The 20,954-nt window shown below is 60.4% G+C and carries 16 protein-coding genes and 2 tRNA genes; 8 read left to right on the top strand and 10 right to left on the bottom strand.

Annotation, left to right across the window (positions count from 1 at the left end; genetic code table 11):
• Nucleotides 1-103 precede the first annotated feature (103 nt).
• The 4 genes from QCBJ_RS11330 to QCBJ_RS11315 all read right to left on the bottom strand — a co-directional run bounded on the left by QCBJ_RS11330 (nt 104) and on the right by QCBJ_RS11315 (nt 4,779).
• Nucleotides 104-1,390 carry a virulence factor family protein gene (locus tag QCBJ_RS11330; RefSeq protein WP_046035253.1) on the bottom strand — a complete coding sequence of 429 codons (1,287 nt, stop codon included), beginning with the start codon at nt 1,388-1,390 and terminating at the stop codon, nt 104-106.
• Nucleotides 1,390-4,032 (bottom strand): bifunctional lysylphosphatidylglycerol flippase/synthetase MprF, encoded by a 2,643-nt coding sequence (mprF, locus tag QCBJ_RS11325; RefSeq protein ID WP_015885688.1) that lies wholly within the window; start codon nt 4,030-4,032, stop codon nt 1,390-1,392. Before mprF ends, QCBJ_RS11330 begins: the two co-directional genes overlap by 1 nt.
• A gap of 279 nt (nt 4,033-4,311) precedes the next feature.
• Nucleotides 4,312-4,388: transfer RNA gene (locus QCBJ_RS11320), tRNA-Met, on the bottom strand.
• A gap of 314 nt (nt 4,389-4,702) precedes the next feature.
• Nucleotides 4,703-4,779, bottom strand: a tRNA-Met gene (locus tag QCBJ_RS11315).
• A gap of 278 nt (nt 4,780-5,057) precedes the next feature.
• Between QCBJ_RS11315 and dinB the strand changes: the two genes are divergently transcribed.
• Nucleotides 5,058-6,116, top strand: coding sequence for a DNA polymerase IV (dinB, locus tag QCBJ_RS11310; RefSeq protein ID WP_064054577.1), 1,059 nt, complete (start codon nt 5,058-5,060; stop codon nt 6,114-6,116).
• A 69-nt stretch (nt 6,117-6,185) separates the two neighbouring features.
• Here the strand turns inward: dinB and QCBJ_RS11305 are convergent, their stop codons facing one another.
• From QCBJ_RS11305 to QCBJ_RS11290, 4 genes are all read right to left on the bottom strand, one after another.
• Nucleotides 6,186-7,139 (bottom strand): hypothetical protein, encoded by a 954-nt coding sequence (locus QCBJ_RS11305; protein WP_015885686.1) that lies wholly within the window; start codon nt 7,137-7,139, stop codon nt 6,186-6,188.
• Between the two features lie 20 nt (nt 7,140-7,159).
• Nucleotides 7,160-8,875 carry a proline--tRNA ligase gene (locus tag QCBJ_RS11300; protein WP_043205836.1) on the bottom strand — a complete coding sequence of 572 codons (1,716 nt, stop codon included), beginning with the start codon at nt 8,873-8,875 and terminating at the stop codon, nt 7,160-7,162.
• 200 nt (nt 8,876-9,075) lie between these two features.
• Nucleotides 9,076-10,608 carry an AmpG family muropeptide MFS transporter gene (locus QCBJ_RS11295; RefSeq protein WP_015885684.1) on the bottom strand — a complete coding sequence of 511 codons (1,533 nt, stop codon included), beginning with the start codon at nt 10,606-10,608 and terminating at the stop codon, nt 9,076-9,078.
• A 43-nt stretch (nt 10,609-10,651) separates the two neighbouring features.
• Nucleotides 10,652-10,966 (bottom strand): MGMT family protein, encoded by a 315-nt coding sequence (locus QCBJ_RS11290; RefSeq protein WP_046035256.1) that lies wholly within the window; start codon nt 10,964-10,966, stop codon nt 10,652-10,654.
• A gap of 201 nt (nt 10,967-11,167) precedes the next feature.
• Between QCBJ_RS11290 and QCBJ_RS11285 the strand changes: the two genes are divergently transcribed.
• The 5 genes from QCBJ_RS11285 to groL all read left to right on the top strand — a co-directional run bounded on the left by QCBJ_RS11285 (nt 11,168) and on the right by groL (nt 15,808).
• Entirely contained in the window at nt 11,168-12,175 is a 1,008-nt protein-coding gene (locus QCBJ_RS11285) for a DUF481 domain-containing protein (RefSeq protein WP_046035257.1), read from the top strand.
• A 117-nt stretch (nt 12,176-12,292) separates the two neighbouring features.
• Nucleotides 12,293-13,024 carry a HugZ family protein gene (locus QCBJ_RS11280; RefSeq protein ID WP_046035258.1) on the top strand — a complete coding sequence of 244 codons (732 nt, stop codon included), beginning with the start codon at nt 12,293-12,295 and terminating at the stop codon, nt 13,022-13,024.
• Nucleotides 13,025-13,090: 66 nt separating this feature from the next.
• On the top strand, nt 13,091-13,567 hold the full coding sequence (locus tag QCBJ_RS11275) for an FxsA family protein (RefSeq protein WP_015885680.1): 477 nt from the start codon (nt 13,091-13,093) through the stop codon (nt 13,565-13,567).
• Nucleotides 13,568-13,814: 247 nt separating this feature from the next.
• On the top strand, nt 13,815-14,111 hold the full coding sequence (gene groES / locus QCBJ_RS11270) for a co-chaperone GroES (RefSeq protein WP_003175874.1): 297 nt from the start codon (nt 13,815-13,817) through the stop codon (nt 14,109-14,111).
• Between the two features lie 50 nt (nt 14,112-14,161).
• Nucleotides 14,162-15,808 (top strand): chaperonin GroEL, encoded by a 1,647-nt coding sequence (gene groL, locus QCBJ_RS11265; protein ID WP_015885679.1) that lies wholly within the window; start codon nt 14,162-14,164, stop codon nt 15,806-15,808.
• Between the two features lie 102 nt (nt 15,809-15,910).
• On the opposite strand, the gene QCBJ_RS11260 is transcribed toward groL, so the two are convergent.
• Together QCBJ_RS11260 and QCBJ_RS11255 are read right to left on the bottom strand one after the other, a co-directional pair.
• Nucleotides 15,911-16,648 carry a phosphatase PAP2 family protein gene (locus QCBJ_RS11260; RefSeq protein WP_102060842.1) on the bottom strand — a complete coding sequence of 246 codons (738 nt, stop codon included), beginning with the start codon at nt 16,646-16,648 and terminating at the stop codon, nt 15,911-15,913.
• A 50-nt stretch (nt 16,649-16,698) separates the two neighbouring features.
• The gene (locus tag QCBJ_RS11255) at nt 16,699-18,648 is read right to left on the bottom strand and encodes an LTA synthase family protein (RefSeq protein WP_102060841.1); all 1,950 of its coding nucleotides are present in this window, start codon (nt 18,646-18,648) and stop codon (nt 16,699-16,701) included.
• A 201-nt stretch (nt 18,649-18,849) separates the two neighbouring features.
• On the opposite strand from QCBJ_RS11255, the gene colR reads away from it, so the two are divergent.
• Nucleotides 18,850-19,533: a two-component system response regulator ColR gene (gene colR, locus QCBJ_RS11250; protein ID WP_003175870.1), complete on the top strand. Its 684-nt coding sequence runs from the start codon at nt 18,850-18,852 to the stop codon at nt 19,531-19,533.
• Entirely contained in the window at nt 19,523-20,803 is a 1,281-nt protein-coding gene (locus QCBJ_RS11245) for a HAMP domain-containing sensor histidine kinase (RefSeq protein ID WP_046035261.1), read from the top strand. Before colR ends, QCBJ_RS11245 begins: the two co-directional genes overlap by 11 nt.
• The last annotated feature ends 151 nt before the right edge of the window (nt 20,804-20,954 follow it).

The following is a 20,954-nucleotide window of genomic DNA, read 5'->3' as shown; positions in this document are numbered from 1 at the left end:
GGGCTTGCTCCCGATGGCAGTAGACCAGCCAACTGATCTTTGGCTGACCCACCGCTATCGGGAGCAAGCCCCCTCCCACATTTGGTTTTGCGTATGGCAGAAATTACTCGGCTTTGTCCTTGGCCTGGTGCTTCACAATGATGTCCACCAAACGCTTGGCCAGCGCCGGGTAGTTCTCGTCGAAGTGATGCCCACCTGGCAACTTCAAGGCTTCACCCACGGCGGTCTTGTCCGTGCAGCCGCTCTCGTCGACTTCTTCCGCACCGTAGATGCACACCACTTTCTCAGGCGGCAGCTTGGCCATTTCCGGGCCGGTGGCGGCTTCTTTGCCTGCGTTGCCCAGCCAACCTTCCACTTCAATCTCGAAGCTGCCAGTGCGCGCAAATGCCAGCAGGATGATCGCGTCCACGCGCTGTTGCTCGTTTTCCGGCAGGCGGTTGTAGATGGCCGGCAGTACATCGGCGCCGAACGAGTAACCGGTCAGCACGAAGCGCTTGGTGCCCCACTTCTGCCGGTAGTGCTGCATCAGCTCGGTGAGGTCCTTGGCGCTTTGTTCCGGGCTCTTGTGCTGCCAGTAGTAGCGCAGGGTGTCGATGCCCACCACCGGGTAGCCGATCTTGGCCATTTCACCGGCCACGTCGCGGTCCAGGTCACGCCAGCCGCCGTCGCCGGAGAGGAACAGGGTGACGGTGTCCTTGGCTTGGCCCGCCGGGACTTCAACCACTGGAATCGCCAGGCCGCCGTTGTCCGAGCCCACCAGTTGCTTGCGCAGCTCGTTGTTCAGCACTTGCGGGTAATGAATGTCGTAGTCGCTGATGCTGGTCGTGGCACGTGGGGTATCGCGTACGAAACTGGCGGCATCATCCTCAGGGTTGTCGTTCCAGGCCACCAGCCAATTGCCGTGGGCTGAGGTTTTTGGCAAAGGGTCGTTGCAGCCTGGCTGGGTCATGGCGAAACCGACGGAGATGGCGTTGGCCTTGTCGTCGCTCTGTGCCGCCAGCCAGCGCCAGGCCAGGCTTGCGCCAGGGCCGATGCCGCTGACCAGCGTCGCCGGGCCCTTGAGCTGGCCCAGGGCGCTTTGCAGGGCTTGTTCCTGCAGCTTGCAATCGTCCTTGGGCAGGATCACCTGGACAATCTGCGCCTTGCCGCCTTGGCTCAAGGCAATCAGTTGGCTGTCCGTCAGGGTTTCATCGGCCATCACGGCCACGGCCACACGGGCCTTGGGCGTGCCGTACGGGGTCACGCGGGTCATCACCGAACCGTCGGCCTGGGGCAGTTGCTCCAGGGTCGGCTGCGGGGCAGGGCGGTTCCAGTACCAATAGCCGCCACCCAGGATCAGGGCGAGCAGCACTACAAAGGCCAATACATACCGCCAGGAACGTCGAATCATCAGCGTTTCACCAATCCAGTCAAGCCGCCCGCGATCAGGGCGGCGGTATCGGCCAGTGCCACCAGCGGATCAAGTCCTGCGGGCACGGCCATGTAACGGGGTTCCCAGTCAGGCTGGAACTTGTCTTTGAAGCGGCGCAAACCTTGGAAGTTATACAGTTGCTCGCCACGTCGGAACACCATCGAGCCCAGGCGTTGGGTCAGCGGGGCGCCGCGGCGTGGTTGCAGGCCCGACAACGGCACCATGCCGAGGCTGAAGCGCGCGTAGCCGTGACTCTTATAGTGTTGAATCAGGCCGACCATCATGAACTCCATGGTCAGCTTGGGCGCGTCCGGGTGGGCGCGCATCAGGTCGAGACTGGCCAGGTCATGGTTGTAGGTCTCGAGCAGGTTGGCGAAGGCCACCGGGCGCCCTTCGAAGCGAATGATCGCAATGCGGAAGTGCTTGAGGTAGTCGTCGCTGAAACGCCCCAGGGAAAAGCCTTTTTCCCGCACGTTCTTGCCGGTCAGCCAGGCATCGGAGATGACCTTGAGCTCATCCATCGGCGCCGTGCCCGGTTCAAAGATCTCCAGGGACAGACCGTCCCGGGTGCCGCGGTTCCAGGTGTAGCGCAGGTCCTTCATCTCTTTGCCCTTGGCTTCCAGGTCAAAGCGTTTCAGGTCGACGCGGGCTTCTTCGCCCAGCTTGATCGCGGTGAGGCCGATGTCCATGTAGTACGGCAGGTTCTCCGCGCGGACCTGGTAGAACACCGGGCGCGCGTGGTGGATGTCGCACAGGTCGCGGAACTGCCAGATCATTTCGGCGCGGGGCTGGGTCGGGCCGATTGGGTCGTACAAGGCTACCAGGCTGCGCCCGCGACGGGCGTACATGAGGAAAGCTTCATCATTGGGATGGAACAGCAGCGCCTTGTCACCGGTCAGCGCCAGGCCGCCGTCGGGCTGGGACGAGGCCATCAGGATCTTGCTGGCGCGCTCCAGTTCGTCGGGGGTCGGCAGGTGGATCACCGGGCGCGCGGTGCGCAGCAGCCAGGTGAGCGACACGATCACCAGCAGCACGGCGGCGCCCAGCAGCGAGCGCAAGCCGCGTGGGGCGTTGGCGTCCAGGGTGAACTGCCACCACAGCTGGTGGCTGTAAGGGACGTCTTGGTAAGCGAACAGCAGCAGCCAGATCGAGGCTCCCAGCACGCAGACACTGGCGACCAGGTACAGCGGCGAGAAGGGCAGCTCGGTGAGGCGGCTGGCGCGGTAGAACGAGCGGCGGAAGATTGCCAGCAGGATGGCGGTCATGGTCATCAGGCTGGCTTCTTCCCAATCGAAGCCTTTGAGCAGCGAGAGCAGGGCGCCCACCAGCAGCAGCACCATGGTCAGCATCCAGGCGGCTGACAAGCGTCGACGCAGGCCCTGGGCCAGCAGCAGGCAGAGCACGCCGATCAGGCTGGCGCCGAAGTGCGAGGCGTCAATCAGGCGGTGGGGAATCAGGAAGCCGATGTTTTCCAGGCGTGAGTCGATTTCGGGCGTGGCGCCGGAAAACAGCAGGACCACGCCGGACAAAAAAACCAGTACGGCCAGTACTGGCGCCGCCAGCCCCGAGGCGACCCGCAGGCTTTGCTGGGTCTGGAACAGGCGCTGGGCTTCGTTGACCAGCAGGAACACGCAGGCGATCAGCAGCGGCAGCACCACATAGATCATGCGGTACAGCAGCAGGGCAGCAGCCAATGGCGCGGCACCGAGTTTATCGGCGAAGGCCGCCAGCAGGATCGCTTCGAATACCCCCACGCCGCCCGGTACATGGCTGAGCACGCCGGCGGCCAGGGCCAGCAGGTACACGAGCAGGAAGGGCCCGAAGGGCGGCGCTTCCGGCAGCAGCATATAAAGGACGGTGGCGGCAGCGGCGACGTCCAGTGCGGTGATGATCAGTTGCAGGAAGGTCAGGCGGCGACCCGGCAGGCGCAGGGTACGACGGCCGGCTTTGACCAGCAGGTTGTCCGGGTAGGGCTGTTCCGGCAGGCGACGGCGATAAATGCCGATGCACAACACCACCGACAACAGCAGCACCGCGCCGGCGATGCCGCCGAGCAGGCTTTGCGGCAGATGCAGATAGGTGGATGCCGCCGGCAGGTTGCTCAAGGTGGCCAGTGCAGCAAGGGGCGGCAGTGCGCAGCCCAGGGCCAGGCTGGCGAACACCGTCATGTGGGCAACTTCCGACGCCCCGATACCATGGCGTGCATATAAACGGTAACGCACCGAGCCGCCCGAGAGCATCGACAGGCCAATCGCATTGCCAATGGCAAACGCGGTAAAGCCGCCCAGGGCCAGGGTCTTGGCGGGTAGCTTCACCCCTGCATAGCGCGCACCGGAAAACTCGTAGCCCAATAGGATCACAAAGCCGGCGACGGCCGCGGCAAATGCGCCGAGCAGGGCGGGCTTGGGCACTTCCAGGATCGAGTCGTGGAGGGCGTAAAGGTCCAGCTCCAGCAGCAGGTGTCGGCAAGCGATCAAGGCGATGGCGAACAGCAGCAACGTGACGGCCAGCCCGATGGGTTGCCGGTACTTGCTCACCAGGTCCAGCCAACGCAAACGCGTTGGCGGGATCGGTTGTTCTGCTGTGACGGTGTCTTGTGGTTCAGACGAGTTGGCGCGCATCAATCACCTCGTGGATTGTGCGCGACAGGATGGAGGTATCCAGCCAAGTTACCAATCCCTATGGACAAAATAATTACAAATATTAACGCGTATCACCGGGGGCGGCGACAGCGGCCATTGGTCGTAGAGGGTAGTGCTTGAGCATTCAGCATAGCTTGCAATGACATGGACTCTACAACCCGTGTGGGGTTTCATGAAAGATGCCATGCCATTGTTTCAGAAGAACTTTTTTACCGGATACAAAAAAGGCCACTCTTTCGAGTAGCCTTTTTTGATGTTTGGTTGCGGGAGCCGGATTTGAACCGACGACCTTCGGGTTATGAGCCCGACGAGCTACCAGACTGCTCCATCCCGCGTCTGTGGGCGGCATTCTACAGCCCAGCGGCGAGGTGTCAACCGTTAATGGGCCGATGGGTCAAATAAGTGTAATTTGACCTGCCAGTCACCCTAAGTACGCGATAGAAAACGCTTTTGTAGTGAGCGGGCTTGCCCCGCGCTGGGTGGCGAAGCCGCCCCAACAAAGACACCGCCGAGCGCCTGATAAACCAAGTCGCCTGGTTTGGGGCGGCTTGCCCCCCAGCGCGGGGCAAGCCCGCTCACTACAAAAAAGCAGATACAAAAAAAGCACGCACAAAAAAGGCCACTCTTTCGAGTAGCCTTTTTTGATGTTTGGTTGCGGGAGCCGGATTTGAACCGACGACCTTCGGGTTATGAGCCCGACGAGCTACCAGACTGCTCCATCCCGCGTCTGTGTGTCGGCATTCTACAGAGGAACGCGTGTGTGTCAACCTGTGAATTGAAGAAAAGCGCTTGTGGTTCAAGTGGTTAGCTCTCCACGCTGACGCCGGATGAGGCTCTGGGCCAGTCGGGCCGAGGGTTTCAGCTCTATTGGGATGCGAAATTCGATTGAGAAAATAAATTCATCTTGGAATTTTCCTACCGCTCAAGCGGAAGATTCAAACTACTGGTGCTATATACAGGTGTGAATGCGATACTGGCGCCCCGTAGGTTCACACCCCGTTTATATGACGCAGCGCAAAATCATCCACGTCGACTGTGATTGCTTCTACGCCGCCATCGAGATGCGCGATGACCCGAGCCTGGCGCAAAAGCCGTTGGCGGTGGGCGGCTCGGCGGACCGGCGCGGGGTGATCGCTACCTGCAACTACGAGGCACGCGCCTACGGGGTGCGCTCAGCGATGTCGTCACGCCATGCCTTGAAGCTGTGTCCGGACCTGACCATCGTCAAGCCGCGCATGGATGCTTATAAGGAAGCGTCGAAGGAAATCCAGACGATCTTTCGCGATTACACCGACCTGATCGAACCGCTGTCGCTGGATGAAGCCTACCTGGACGTGTCCGACAGCCCGCATTTTGGCGGCAGCGCCACGCGTATCGCCCAGGACATTCGCCGCCGCGTCTCCAACCAATTGCACATCACCGTGTCCGCAGGCGTGGCGCCGAACAAGTTCCTGGCCAAGATCGCCAGTGACTGGAAGAAACCCAACGGGTTGTTCGTGATTACCCCGGACCAGGTCGAAGACTTTGTCTCGCAGTTGCGAGTGAGCAAGTTGCACGGTGTGGGCAAGGTCACCGCCGACAAGCTCGCGCGCCTGGGCATAGAAGACTGCTTGCAGTTGCGTGAATGGAACAAGCTGGCGCTGGTGCGCGAATTCGGCAGTTTTGGCGAGCGGCTGTGGAGCCTGGCCCGTGGGATCGATGATCGTGTCGTGCAGAACGACAGTCGCCGGCAGTCTATCAGTGTAGAAAATACCTACGACGTGGACCTGCCTGACCTCTCAAGCTGCCTGGCCAAACTCCCCGAATTGATGGAAACCCTGGCCGGACGCATGGCGCGCATCGACAGCAGTTACCGTGCGGGCAAGCCGTTCGTTAAGGTGAAGTTTCATGACTTTACCCAGACAACCCTGGAACAGGCGGGGGCCGGGCGGGACCTGGAGAGTTATCAGCAACTGCTGACCCAGGCGTTCAATCGTGGCGGGAAGCCGGTGCGGTTGTTGGGGATTGGTGTGCGGTTGCTGGACCTGAGCAACGGCAACGAACAGCTCGAGTTCTCCTGGTAGGAACCCGGAACCAAAATGTGGAAGGGGGCACGCCCCCTCCCACATTTGTTCTGCAACACTTCGAGCGTCTCAGCGTGCTCCAGGGTCTGCGACTAGCCGCCCCGCATCCTTGGTCAGTGCCTGCAGGAATTCCTGCTGCAACTCGGGATCATTGCGGGTCAGTTCGATCAGGCTTTGTTCCAGCTCGCTGGCTTCCTCTTCCAGGCCCAGCTCCGACAGGCGCTTGACGCGGTGCACCCACTGGCTGACTTCGTCGTCTTCCAGATCGTCGTAGATCAGGCCATGGGCTTCCAGCAACTTGCCGCGCAGGGTGTTGCTGATCGCCAGGGTCGAGTCCGAATGCACATCGTCCTGGCCATCTTCCACGCTGATCTTCAAGGTCGTGACGCGGTTCAAGTCCTGCTCGGCAAACGGGCTGTCCAACAGGTTCAGGCGCAGCACGCCGTTGCGGTCGGTGGTCAGCTCATGCACTTGCTTGCCGGCAGTGACCTGTACCGGGCGTTCGCTCCAGGGCAGGCTCGAATACTCCACACGCTTGTCGCGCTGGACTTCATCGATGCCCGCCAGGTTCTGTTGCGCACGGCCGTGGGATTGCACGTTCATGAACGGGTTGAGACCGTCCACACCGTAGGTCAGCCAGTCGTGGGTCATGCTGGTCGGCAGGTTGCCGAGGGCGAAGATGTTCACCACGTTGGCGCCCGCGCCCGCCACCAAAGCGACCGCGCCCAAGGGCATCTCATAGAGTTTGCGCCAGGGTTGGTAAGGGGTGTAGCGATCGTAGCGACGGGTGACTTCGAACTCAGTGACCTCGAAGGTCTTTTGCTCGTGAATGCGTACCCGGCGTTGCGGCAGCTCCAGCACTTTGGGTTCGCCTACATCGATCTGCAGGCTGTGGTCGAGCAACTTACGCTCGACTCGCTCCTCGTGCTCACTGCGTTGCGACATCTGGTTGGCGCAGCCGCTGACCAGCAGGGCGCCGCACAAGGCGGCGCCCCCCAGGGCTCTGGTGTTTCGCTTGAACATGACTTCTCTTGATCTGGTTTTCAGCGACGAATACGCGCCTGAAGGAAAGACAGCACGTCAGCCACCGGCAACGGTTGGGCTTCGGCTTCGGTCCGGCTCTTGTATTCCAGATTGCCATCGGCCAGGCCGCGGTCACTGACCACGATCCGGTGCGGGATGCCAATCAGTTCCATGTCGGCGAACTTGATGCCCGGGCTGGTTTTCTTGTCCCGGTCATCCAGCAACACTTCAAAACCGGCGGCCGTCAGTTCGGCATACAGTTTGTCGGTGGCTTCGCGCACTTGCTCGGTTTCATAACGCAGCGGTACCAGGGCAACCTGGAACGGCGCCAGGGCGTCACTCCAGATGATGCCTTTCTCGTCGTTGTTCTGCTCGATGGCAGCGGCCACCACGCGCGATACGCCAATGCCGTAGCAACCCATTTCCAGGGTGATCGGCTTGCCGTTCTCGCCCAGCACTTCGCACTTCATCGCCTTGCTGTACTTGTTGCCCAGCTGGAAGATGTGCCCGACTTCGATGCCGCGCTTGATTTCCAGGGTGCCCTTGCCATCCGGGCTTGGGTCGCCGGCCACCACGTTACGCAGGTCGGCCACGGTCGGCACCGGCAGGTCACGTTCCCAGTTCACGCCGAAGTAGTGCTTGTCGTCGATGTTGGCGCCGATCCCGAAGTCGCTCATCAGCTCGACCGAGCGGTCGATGATGATCGGCAGCGGCAGGTTCAACGGGCCGAGGGAGCCGGCACCGGCGCCAATGGCGTCGCGCAGTTCGGCGTCGGAGGCCATGACCAGCGGGCTGGCCACGCCAGGTTGCTGGGCGGCCTTGATTTCGTTGAGCTCGTGGTCGCCACGGATCACCAGGGCGATCAGCTTGCCTTCTTCTTCGGCGCGCACGATCAGGGTCTTGATGGTCTTTTCAATCGGCAGATTGAATTTCTCCACCAGGGCCGCGATGGTCTTGGTCTCTGGCGTATCCACCAGGCGCAGCTCTTCAGCCGGCGCTGGACGGGAGGTTTCCCGTGGCACGGCTTCGGCTTTCTCGATGTTCGCTGCGTAGTCGGAACCGTTGCTGAATACGATATCGTCTTCGCCGGACTCGGCCAGCACGTGGAATTCGTGGGAGCCGGCACCGCCGATGGAGCCGTTGTCCGCTTCAACCGGGCGGAATTTCAGGCCCAGGCGCGTAAACACGTTGCAGTAGGCCTGGTGCATGCGGTCGTAGGTGACCTGCAGGGACGCCTGGTCAGCGTGGAACGAATAGGCGTCCTTCATGATGAATTCGCGGCCGCGCATCAAACCGAAGCGTGGGCGGATTTCGTCACGGAATTTGGTCTGGATCTGATACAGGTTCAGCGGCAGCTGCTTGTAGCTGCTCAGCTCGTTGCGCATCAGGTCGGTGATCACTTCTTCGTGGGTCGGGCCGGCGCAGAAGTCGCGGCCATGACGGTCCTTGAAGCGAAGCAGTTCAGGGCCGTACTCTTCCCAGCGCCCGGATTCCTGCCACAGCTCAGCCGGTTGGGTGCTCGGCATCAACACTTCCAGAGAGCCGGCGGCGTTCATCTCTTCACGCACGATGGCTTCGACCTTGCGCATCACCTTCAAGCCCATGGGCAGCCAGGTGTACAGGCCGGAGGCCAGTTTGCGGATCATGCCGGCGCGCAGCATCAGCTGATGGCTGATCACGACCGCGTCGGAAGGCGTTTCTTTCTGTGTGGCGAGCAAATATTGACTGGTACGCATGGTAGGCCGTTGTCGGTTGCTTGGACTTGAAATGACTTGGGATTGTACGGGCGCAAGCTGCCGCCGTACAGGCATCAGAATACAGGGCTGTTTGTAGTGAGGGCGCTTGCTCCCGTTCGACAGCGCAGCTGGAGCCGGCTTTTATAGGGACGCTTCGCACCCCAGCGGGAGCAAGCTCCCTCACTACACAAGCATGTGTGTCAGTCGTCTACCGGTGGATTCAACCGAATCCGCCGATTCTCCTGATACCAATGCAGCGCAATCAGCAACAACGTCGGCACACCCAACATGCAGGTGATCAGGAAGAAATTGTGATACCCGAACTTTTCGACCATCACCCCCGAATACCCACCGATCAGGCGCGGCAGCAGCAGCATGATCGAGCTGAGCAGGGCGTATTGGGTGGCGGAGAACTTCAGGTTGGTCAGGCTTGAAAGGTAGGCGACGAACGCCGAGGTCGCCAGCCCCGAGCTGAAGTTGTCCAGCGAGATGGTGAAGATCAGCATCTGCAGGTCCGGGCCCATGTCCGCCAGCATCACGAACAGCAGGTTGGTGCCGGCCGACGCGATACCGCCGATAAACAGGATCGGCAGGATGCCGAAGCGCACGATCAGCAGGCCGCCCATGCCGGCACCCACCAAGGTCATGATCAGGCCGAAGATCTTGCTGACCCCGGCGATCTGGTCTTTGGTGAAGCCCTGGTCGATGTAGAACACGTTGGCCATTACGCCCATCACCGTGTCGGACATGCGATAGGTGGCGATCAGCCCCAGCAGCAGTAATGCTTGCCAGCGGTAGCGCAGGATGAAGTCATTGACCGGCGTCAGCACAGGGGCCAGGCCGCGTCGCCCCATGGCCGAGAGGCACAGGGCGGTCAGGGTGATATAGAGGATGGCGCGCAGGAAGGCACGGTCTTCCATCAGCAAGTCCCACAGGCTCATGCCGTGGAACAGCACGCTTGCGAAATCCGTGTTGAACAGTTGGGTGAACATCGCCGGCACCGACACCAGCAACACGATCAGCACAAACACCGAGACCAATTGATGCACGAAGCTGTAGCGCCCGGCCTGCAACTGGGTGCGCAGTGGCACATTGGGTTCGCGCATGAACAGGGTGGTCAGCAGCGCAGGAATCATCAACACGCCGAACAGCACATAGGTGCCGGTCCAGGCCGAGTGTTTATAGTTGAAGCCGGTGGAACCGAAGCCTTCGGCAAAGAACAGTGCACCCGCCGTGGCCAGCAGCGCAGCGATGCGATAACCGGACATGTAGCTGGCGGCCAGGGCAGCCTGGCGGCTGTCGTCGGCGATTTCCAGGCGGTAGGCGTCGACGGCGATGTCCTGGGTCGCCGACGCGAAGGCCACGACGACGGCGATAGCGATCAGCCAGGACAAGTGTTTCTGCGGGTCGCAAAAGCCCATGCCGATCAATCCGAGGATCACCAGCGATTGGGCCAACACCAGCCAGGAGCGGCGGCGTCCGAGTTTGCCGAGCAACGGCAGGCGCCATTGGTCGAGCAGCGGCGACCAGACCCATTTAAAGGCATACGCCAGACCGATCAGGCTCGCGTAACCGATGGTCTCGCGGGCCACACCGGCCTCACGCAACCACACTGAAAGCGTCGAGAACACCAACATGTAAGGCAAGCCGGCGGCAAAGCCGAGCAACAACAGGACTAACGTCGAGGGGCTGGCATAGGCGGCGAGCGCGGCGCGCCAGGTTTTACGGGGCATGGGCTGGAGTCTGCCTCAGGTTTGCGGAAACAAAGCGCGCACTCTAACCGCTGTGCTCTACCGGGCGCCAGCCATGGCGCTGAATATCCACGCGATTGTTGCGGACAGTGACACCTTCATCGCGTAAACGCGCGCGCTGTTCGTCACCTGACGCACTGCCCGCCGGCAGACTTATCCGACCACCGGCACCCAATACACGGTGCCAAGGCAGCTTGGTGTCTTCGGGAAGCTGGCTCAAGGTGCGGCCCACCCAGCGCGCCGCGCGTCCGAGCCCGGCCAGGTGTGCCAGCTCGCCGTAACTGACCACGCAACCTTCAGGCACTTGCGCCAGAGTCAGGTACAGCGCGGTGCGGCGCATCTCGGCGGGGCTTTGCGGGGGCTCGGCAGATTTATTCACTGTGAGTCTATCCGTTGAAATCGTCGTCATTTGTGTAAGAAACGTCTGTAAACATGGCGATGAGCATTGAACTCAACCCCGATCCTTGAGTCAGTCCTTGCTAAGACGTTATCTAACACGATAATGCCCTCTTTTCGCCAAGCCCGAGCCTCGAATCCGCTTATGTTGTCCAGAACCCTGCTGTGCCTCGCTGTTGTCAGCGCCTCAACGCCCTTGCTCGCAGATACCGTGTGGTTAAAGAACGGTGACCGCCTGACCGGCAAGATCAAGGTCTTCGACGGCGGTAAGTTGCTGATCCAGACCGACTACGCGGGCGCCATCCCGGTGGACTGGAAGCAGGTCAAGACCCTGCAAAGCGACCAGGAGTTACTGGTCAAGCAGGATGCCTACACGGGCGAGAAGGCCAAATCATTGCAAGCGGCGGATGATGGCAAAGTGGTGCTGGCCAATGGCGAGGCGCCCAAGACCGTCGACCTGGCCAGTATCCAGCAGATCATCAAGCCCAAGCCGGTGATCGAAGACTTGGTGTGGAAGGGCAATGTCGACATGGCGCTGGACTACAAGCGCGCCGAGAAGGACACCAACGACTACGACGTCGACTTCAAGACCACCGCGCGGCATGGCCAATGGCGCCATACCGGGCAGGGCGAGTACAACCGCGAATTCCAGGACGACGTGACCACCACCGACAACTGGGCGTTGGAATACGACCTCGACCGCTTCCTGACCGAACATTGGTTCTGGCAAGGTCGCTTGACCTACAAGCGTGACAAGGTTGAAGACCTCGCCCGCCAGCGTACGGTCGGTACCGGCCCGGGCTATCAGTTCTGGGATGATGAGCTGGGGGCATTCTCCCTGGGCTCGCTGGTTAACCGCACCGATTACGAATATTCCGACGGCGGCAAGGACAACTTCTATTCCCTGGCCATGAAGTGGAACTACAACCGCTATCTGGTAGGCAAGACCGTTGAGTTCTTCACCAGCGGCGAACTCGGCAAACCCATCGGTGGTCCGGCGGAGTATTCCCTGGATGCGGAAATGGGCCTGCGCTACAAAGTCACCGAATGGGCCTCGCTCAACCTCAAGGCTGAACGCGATGTCATCAGTGGCGACTCGGAAAGCAGCCTGAGCAAGACCCGTTACACCGCAGGCTTCGGTGTGGCCTGGTAACAGCCTTCGACACATCCCGGCAGGAGAGCCTCTGGCAACTGGTGCGTAGATTGATTACCTTGTGTTGAGATCCATTCCCATATGCCATGGGCGGCGGAATACCCGAGGAGTCAAACGTTGAGCGCACAGGTTGCCAAGAACGCCCGAGAGCTGTTGCTCAAGGAATACCGTGGGGCCCTCTCCACATTGTCCAAGGCCATGCCCGGTTTCCCTTTCGGGTCGGTCGTGCCGTATTGCCTGGACGAGCAGGGCCGCCCGCTGATCCTGATCAGCCGGATTGCCCAGCACACCCATAACCTGCAAAAAGACCCCAAGTGCTCATTGCTGGTGGGTGAACGTGAGGCGGATGACGTGCAGGCGGTCGGGCGCCTGACCTACCTGGCCGAAGCCGAAAAACTGGAAGAGGGCGCCGCGATTGAAGCGGCGGCCGAACGCTACTATCGGTACTTCCCCGATTCGGCCAACTACCACAAGGCCCACGACTTCGACTTCTGGGTACTCAAGCCGGTGCGCCACCGCTACATCGGCGGCTTTGGCGCGATTCACTGGGTTGACCAACTGACCCTCGCCAACCCGTTCGCCGGCCAGGCTGAGCGCAGCATGATCGAACACATGAATAGCGATCACACCAAGGCCATTGCCCACTACGTTGAACTGGCAGGCCTGCCTGCCACCGAACCTGCGCAGTTGGCGGGCATCGACAGCGAAGGCATGCATTTGCGTATTGGCCAGTCGTTGCATTGGTTGCCTTTTGCAGCGCCTTGCAACACGCCGACACAAGTCCGCGAAGCGCTGGTTTCATTGGCTCACGCCGAGGTCTGGCCGAAAAAAGAGGCCGCTGACGCTTGAATTCACGAAATGGCGACGTCATCTAAGGTGGACTGGCAAGGCATTCTTGCGTTGAGGAACCATTTGATGCGCCCTTTTTTATTGCTCTTTCTGCTGTTCCCGGTGTTGGAGCTGTTCGTATTCGTTCAAGTCAGCAGTGCGATCGGGTTTTTCCCGGCCCTGTTGCTGATCATTCTCGGCTCGATGCTCGGCGTCCTGGTGCTGCGCGTCGCCGGCCTGGCCACGGCGCTACGTGCCCGTGAAAGCCTCAACCGTGGCGAACTGCCCGCGCAGACCATGCTTGAAGGCCTGATGATGGCCCTGGCGGGTGGCCTGTTGATCCTGCCAGGCTTTATCAGCGATGTGGTGGGCCTGGTGATGTTGCTGCCAGTCACCCGTAAGCTGCTGGCCGGCAAGATGCGCCAGCGGGCTGAAGAGGCTGCGATTCGCCAGCGTGCCTTCGCCGAAGACCTGCAACCCCGTGGTGGCCCGGCTCCGCGCCAGCCCCTGGGGCGTGAAGGCGATGTGATCGAAGGTGAGTTCGAACACCGCGACAGCAAATAACCGCTTCATTGGCACGGCACCTTCGGGTGCCGTGTTGCTTTCAGCCGTCGGCACAGGTAAAAAATTTCCGCCGCGGCCCCTTGTAATAAGCTTATGCGCCCTTATGTAACGGTCACCGCAAGGTTTCTGGTGGCGACACCAGACAGACTTCCGCGTCTTGCTTGGCGAGGCGCGACCGGCACAGCCGGAAGACAACCCGCCGGTACACACACCGGCCGATGAAAAACACAATTAGGAGAGATCGACAATGAGCAAGCTTCGTCCTCTGCACGACCGCGTCGTAATCCGTCGCAGCGAAGAAGAAAAGAAAACCGCCGGCGGGATCGTTCTGCCAGGTTCGGCTGCTGAAAAAGCCAACCACGGTGTGATCGTCGCTGCTGGCCCAGGCAAGACCCTGGAAAACGGTGATGTACGTGCGCTGGCCGTTAAAGTCGGTGACAAGGTTGTATTCGGCCCTTACTCCGGCAGCAACACTGTGAAAGTCGACGGCGAAGACCTGCTGGTTATGGCTGAGAACGAGATTCTCGCCGTTCTGGAAGACTGATTTCCCCGCTCATTTTCCCGTTACTACAAAGTATTTAAGGAATATCGATCATGGCTGCTAAAGAAGTTAAATTCGGCGATTCCGCCCGCAAGAAAATGCTCACCGGTGTCAATGTCCTGGCTGACGCAGTAAAAGCGACCCTGGGCCCGAAAGGCCGTAACGTGATCATCGAGAAGAGCTTCGGCGCTCCGACCATCACCAAGGACGGCGTTTCCGTCGCCAAAGAAATCGAACTGGAAGACCGTTTCGAAAACATGGGCGCGCAGCTGGTCAAAGACGTTGCCTCCCGTGCCAACGATGACGCAGGCGACGGCACCACCACTGCTACCGTCCTGGCCCAGGCGATCGTCAACGAAGGCTACAAAGCCGTCGCTGCCGGCATGAACCCGATGGACCTCAAGCGCGGCATCGACAAGGCGACCATCGCCATCGTTGCCGAGCTGAAAAACCTGTCCAAGCCATGCGCTGACACCAAGGCTATCGCTCAGGTAGGCACCATCTCCGCCAACTCCGACAGCTCCATCGGCGACATCATTGCCGAAGCCATGGAAAAAGTCGGTAAAGAAGGCGTGATCACCGTTGAAGAAGGCACTGGCCTGGAAAACGAACTGTCGGTTGTAGAAGGCATGCAGTTCGACCGTGGCTACCTGTCCCCGTACTTCGTCAACAAGCCGGAAACCATGGTTGCCGAGCTGGACAGCCCGCTGATCCTGCTGGTCGACAAGAAAATCTCCAACATCCGCGAAATGCTGCCAGTGCTGGAAGCCGTTGCCAAAGCCGGCCGCCCACTGCTGATCGTTTCCGAAGACGTTGAAGGCGAAGCCCTGGCGACGCTGGTTGTGAACAACATGCGTGGCATCGTTAAAGTCGCAGCCGTCAAGGCTCCAGGCTTCGGCGACCGTCGCAAGGCCATGCTGCAGGACATCGCCGTTCTGACCGGCGGTACCGTTATCTCCGAAGAGATCGGTCTGAGCCTGGAAAGCGCCACCCTGGAAAACCTGGGCAGCGCCAAGCGCGTGACCATCTCCAAAGAAAACACCATCATCGTTGACGGTGCTGGCGTAGAGCAGGACATCCAGGCTCGCATCACCCAGATCCGTGCCCAGGTTGCCGAAACTTCGTCCGACTACGACCGTGAAAAACTGCAAGAGCGTCTGGCCAAGCTGTCCGGCGGCGTTGCAGTGATCAAGGTTGGCGCCGGTTCCGAAGTTGAAATGAAAGAGAAGAAAGCCCGCGTTGAAGACGCCCTGCACGCAACCCGCGCAGCCGTTGAAGAAGGCGTGGTACCTGGCGGTGGCGTTGCGCTGATCCGTGCTCTGGAAGCCCTGACCAACCTGACCGGCGACAACGCTGACCAGAACGTCGGTATCGCTGTACTGCGTCGTGCTGTTGAAGCGCCGCTGCGCCAGATCGCTGCCAACTCCGGCGACGAGCCAAGCGTTGTGGTCAACGAAGTCAAGAACGGCAAAGGTAACTACGGTTACAACGCTGCGACTGGCGTCTACGGCGACATGATCGAAATGGGCATCCTGGACCCTACCAAGGTGACTCGTTCCGCGCTGCAAGCTGCAGCCTCCATCGGTGGCCTGATCCTGACCACCGAAGCTGCAATCGCTGACAAGCCTAAGGCTGAAGGCGCTGGCGGTGGCGGTATGCCAGACATGGGCGGCATGGGTGGCATGGGCGGCATGATGTAAGCCAGCCTTACCCCCGCTCTGAATAAGCCCCGCCTGCAGTGATGCAGGCGGGGCTTTTTTGTGCCTGTGTGGGCATCGGCAGTGGCTGAACAGGTTGCCCGTCTACGTGTGGAGTTCCCGCACCTGCGGCACCTCAACCCTCGAGGGCCGGTAGAGCAACAGGCAGTACAGGCCCAGGCAGATCAGCCAACAGAAAATCGCCGTCCATACATTGTGGGAGAAGAAGTGGGCGCCTTGCAGCATGCGGCTCACTGAAAAAGCGCTGCCCAAGCCGATGGCAAAGATGAACGCCTTGCGCGCCAGGCGTGGCCGGCGATCGCGTAGCGCAAAGAACCAGGCAAACAAGGCAAACCCGGTTGCCGCATGACCGCCGGGCCAGCAGCGCCCAGGTTTATCCGTGGGCGGGCGCGGGCTCAGCAGTTCGCTGTAGGTTTCCTGGCCGCCGAATTCCTTGAGGCTCCAGGGGCACTGCACGGCGGTGATGGTTTTCAACGGCGAGACGAAGGCCGTCGCCAGGCCGAGGGACAGGACCAGGCAGACCAGTTCGCGGCGATAAGGCTTGAGCCGTTGCAGGATGAAGGTGCCGACTAGCCCTAGAATCGCCAGAACCGAAAACAGGATGACCAATTGCTTGGCACGGTCATGCAGGATGTCTTCAAGGAAGAAACTGTAACGCCCGATGAAGCCGCCATCCGCCGCATTGTAGAAACGCTTGGCGAGGTCCATGTTCAGCGATGTCAGCTCCAGCAACAGCATCAGGAGCGCGGCACCGGCGGGTATGCCCAAGCACAGCCAAAGATTGAGCGGCTTGGAAGCCGGCGCCGCGAGTGTGGACTGCATGACAAACCTTGATTGAAGAATCCCGTACCGAACGGCACGGGACGTGTTCGTTAACGCGTGCTGAGTACCGGAGCCTCGTCCTTAGGGGCTCGCCATCCAAGTAATTGCTGCTTGAACCCGTAACTGGCGGCTTGGTAGTAGGTGATCGCCCGTTGGATCAACGCGTCATCGCTGCCGACCCGCAGCTCCTGGCTCTCGCCCAAGGCTTGATCGTGGCGACGCAGACCCAGGCGTGGGCTCAGGATCGCCAGGTCAGTGCCGTCAAACAAACCCAGGTGTTGATAGTTACCGACCACTACGCGCGGTGGCAGCGGGTTGTCCTGCAACAGGTTGCGGCCGAAGAAGGTTGATTCGTAGCTCAGGTTGATCAGGCCCAGCAAGGTTGGCGCCAGGTCGATCTGGCTGGCCAGTTGCGCGGTTTCCCGAGCATCGATCAGCTTGGGCGCATAGATGAACAGTGGAATCTGGTAGTTGGTGATAGGCAAGTCTTCCTTGCCCGCGCTGCCGGCCGTGTGGTCGGCGACGAACACGAAAATCGTGTTATCGAACCACGGCTTCTGGCGCGCTGCCTCCAGGAACTCGCCGATGGCATGGTCGGTGTATTTCACCGCGCCATCACGGCCGTTGCCGGATTTGATATCGATGCGCCCGTCCGGGTAGGTGTAGGGGCGATGGTTGGACGTGGTCATCAGTTGCAACAAAAACGGCTGCTGTTTGGCGTAGTCGGCATCGGCCAGCTTGAGGGTCTGTTTATACAGATCCTCGTCGGCCATGCCCCAGGCGTTTTTAAACGAGATCTCCGATTCAGGCACGCTGCTCTGATCGACGACCCGATAACCGTTGCCGCTGAAGAACGCGTTCATATTGTCGAAGTAACCACGCCCGCCGTAGACGAACACACTGTCATAGCCAATGGCGCTGAGGTGTTGGCCGAGGCTGGCGAAGCCGCTTTCCCGGCCAATGCGCTTGACGATCGAGCGCCCAGGCGTGGGTGGAATTGCCAGGGTGATTGCCTCCAGACCGCGATCGGTGCGGGTGCCGGTGGCGTAGAAGTTATTGAAATACAGGCTCTGTTTGCGCAGCGCATCCAGGTTAGGCGTAAGGTTGCGGCCATCGCCATTACTGCCCAGGTACTTGGCGCTGAAGCTTTCGATGGTCACCAGCACGATGTTGGGTTTACGTAGCGTGCCTGGGTTGGTGATGGCGCGGCGGATATCCAGCGGGTCCTGGCCGATGAAGCGCGCGTTGGGTTCGCTGAGTTCAGCGCGCAGTTGTCGGGCCACGATGTCCGTCGGCAGGGTTTTGTAGAACTGCGGGTAATCCAGCTCGTTATTACGGAAGGCGGCAAAGAACTGATACGGGCCATTGCTCGCCAACTCGTTCTTGTAGGCATTGCCGCCCTGCGTGCGCGGGCTGTCCTGGCTGATCAGTTGCAGGCTCAGGCCGGTGACGACCAGCAAGGCGAGGGCGTTCAGCAGACGACCACGCATCGCCGGCAGCGGGGCACTCATCGCTGCGTTGAATGGCTTGCGCAGGGCCAGGCTCAGCACAATGGCCAGCATCGCCAGCAGGCTGAGCAGTTTGCCGATCGGGTAGGACTCCAACAGGTTGTTCAACACCTCATCGGAATACACCAGGTAATCGACGGCGATAAAGTTGAAGCGCACGCCGAATTCATCCCAGAACAACCATTCGGCAACCGAAGTAAACAACATGGCGAACAGGCTGACAGTCAGCACTGCCTGCAGGAACCAACGGTGCCCACGGCGGCGCCACAGGGCGGGCGGGCATAGCAGCAGGTACAGCCCCAGTGGCAGGGCCGCGTAGGCTAGAAAACCCAAGTCGTAGAGCAAACCCACACCAAACACCGGCAGTAAGTTGCCTCCGACCTCGTCCAGGTGAGTGATGAGCAGTACGCTGCGTGTGAGCAAGAAAACAACCAGCCAGGCACCGGTTACCAACAGCAAATAGCGCATTGGCGCTGTTTTGAACAAACCCATGTCTATGTTCCTTATATCAATGGGAGGCGATCTTCGCCCTGACACTGTAGTCAGTTTGTGAAGCTATAGTGAAAAACTCGTTCGACAATACAATCAGTTGAAAAGCTTTATCGACAGGCCTTTCAGCTCTATCCCTGAGCCCCACTTGGCCTTAAGCTGCGCGAGCCAACACGGCCGTTACCGCGTACGGAGACACTGCCCATGCGAATTTTATTGGTTGAAGACAACCGCGATATCCTCGCCAACCTGGCGGATTACCTGGGTTTGAAGGGCTATACCGTGGACTGTGCGCAGGACGGTTTGTCAGGCCTGCACCTGGCCGCCACCGAGCATTACGACCTGATCGTGCTCGACATCATGCTGCCCGGCATCGACGGCTACACCCTGTGCAAGCGCCTGCGTGAAGACGCCCGCCGTGACACGCCGGTGATCATGCTCACCGCCCGCGACCAACTCGACGACCGGCTACAGGGCTTCAAGTCCGGTGCCGATGACTACCTGCTCAAGCCGTTTGCCCTGTCGGAACTGGCCGCGCGTATCGAAGCCGTGCTGCGCCGTGCCCAGGGCGGCGGTCGCCGCGCCCTGCAGGTGGGTGACCTGAGCTACGACCTCGACACCCTGGAAGTCACCCGCGAGGGGCGCCTGCTCAAGCTCAACCCGGTCGGCCTGAAACTGCTGGCGGTCCTGATGCAGAAGAGCCCGCACGTGCTGCGCCGCGAAATTCTCGAAGAAGCCCTGTGGGGCGATGACTGCCCGGACAGTGACAGCCTGCGCAGCCACGTTCACCAATTGCGCCAAGTGATCGATAAGCCGTTCGCCAAACCGTTGCTGCAAACGGTGCACGGCGTGGGTTATCGCCTGGCCGAGGGTCGTGATGGAGTTTAAGCAAAGCCTTTCCCAGCGGATCATCATCGCCTTTGCCTTGATGAGTGCGTTGGTGGCGGGCGCCTTTGCCATGGGCATCGTGGCGACTGTGCACTTGGTCGAAGAAAAGTTGATCTCGGCGGGCCTGGGCGGTGACTTGCAGCGTCTGCTGCTGATGGACACGGTCGAGGACTGGCGGCACCGGCCCGAGCCGGACCAACTGTTTTACTTCAGCGGTGGGCCTGGCGACTTCGAGTTGCCCAAGGATTTGCGGCACCTTGAGCCTGGGTTCCATGAAGTATTCCGCGAGACGCTGTCGTACCACGCCATGGTCGAAGTCGTCGACGGCAGGCGCTATGTGCTGCTGCAGGATCAAAGCGATTTCGAAGAACGCGAGCGGGTGCTGTTTGCGGTCGTGCTGGTGGGCTTCGTCCTCAGCCTGGCGCTGGCGGTGTTCCTGGGTTGGGTGCTGGCGCGCAAAGTGATGGCACCGGTCGTGCGTCTGGCCCGCCAGGTACGTCACCGTGACCAGTTGCTGGGCCTGGCACCGCCCCTGGCGCCGGACTACGCGGCGGATGAAGTGGGTGAGCTGGCCGTGGCCTTTGATGCCACGCTGGGAAGGCTCCGTCAGGCGCTGTCCCGCGAGCAGATGTTTACCAGCGATGTAAGCCACGAATTGCGCACGCCGTTGATGGTATTGGCCAGCTCCTGCGAACTGTTGCTGGAAAACCCGGCCATCGATCAGCGTGGGCGTAACCAGGTACAGCGTATTGCCCGGGCGTGTGAAGAGATGCGTGAGCTGGTGCAAACCTTCCTGATGCTTGCCCGCGCCGAACACGACAATGCGTCAATGTCGCCGCAGGTGACGTTGCCGCAGGTCGCCGACGACTTACTCGGCATCTGGCGTGAACAAATCGAGCGTAAAGGCCTGGAACTGATCTACCAGCCGGGTAACCCCCTGGACACGCGCTACAACACCACCTTCCTGCATGCGGTAATGGGCAACCTGTTACGCAACGCCTTGCACTACACCGAACACGGCTTTATCCGCCTCACGTTGGAGCCGAGCGGTTTTGTGGTGGAAGACTCCGGAGTGGGCATTCCGGAAGACAAGCGCGAAGCGATGTTCGAGCCCTTCGTGCGCGGCAACGAGAAACGCGGTGAAGGCTTGGGCTTGGGCTTGTCGCTGGTCCAGCGGATCTGCGAAAACCAGGGCTGGAGCGTCAGCCTCAGCACCATGGAGCCCAACGGCTGTCGCTTTCATGTGCAATTGAGTCAGGTCAACGCCTGACTCTACCCTCTGCCGCAATCCTGCCAGAGATCCCCGCTATTCGGCGAAGATGGCCCCATGCCATTGCTTGTGTCTGTAAAGTCTTGAAATGTATGGGATTGGACAGGACAAGTTTTTCACAACTGGTTGACCTGTTGATCACAGTTCACTG

It is taken from the genome of Pseudomonas sp. QC2 (assembly GCF_002859085.1).
Classification (GTDB): domain Bacteria; phylum Pseudomonadota; class Gammaproteobacteria; order Pseudomonadales; family Pseudomonadaceae; genus Aquipseudomonas; species Aquipseudomonas petroselini.
Note: the sequence above shows the minus strand (reverse complement) of the source record. Positions and strands in the feature narration are given on the sequence as shown.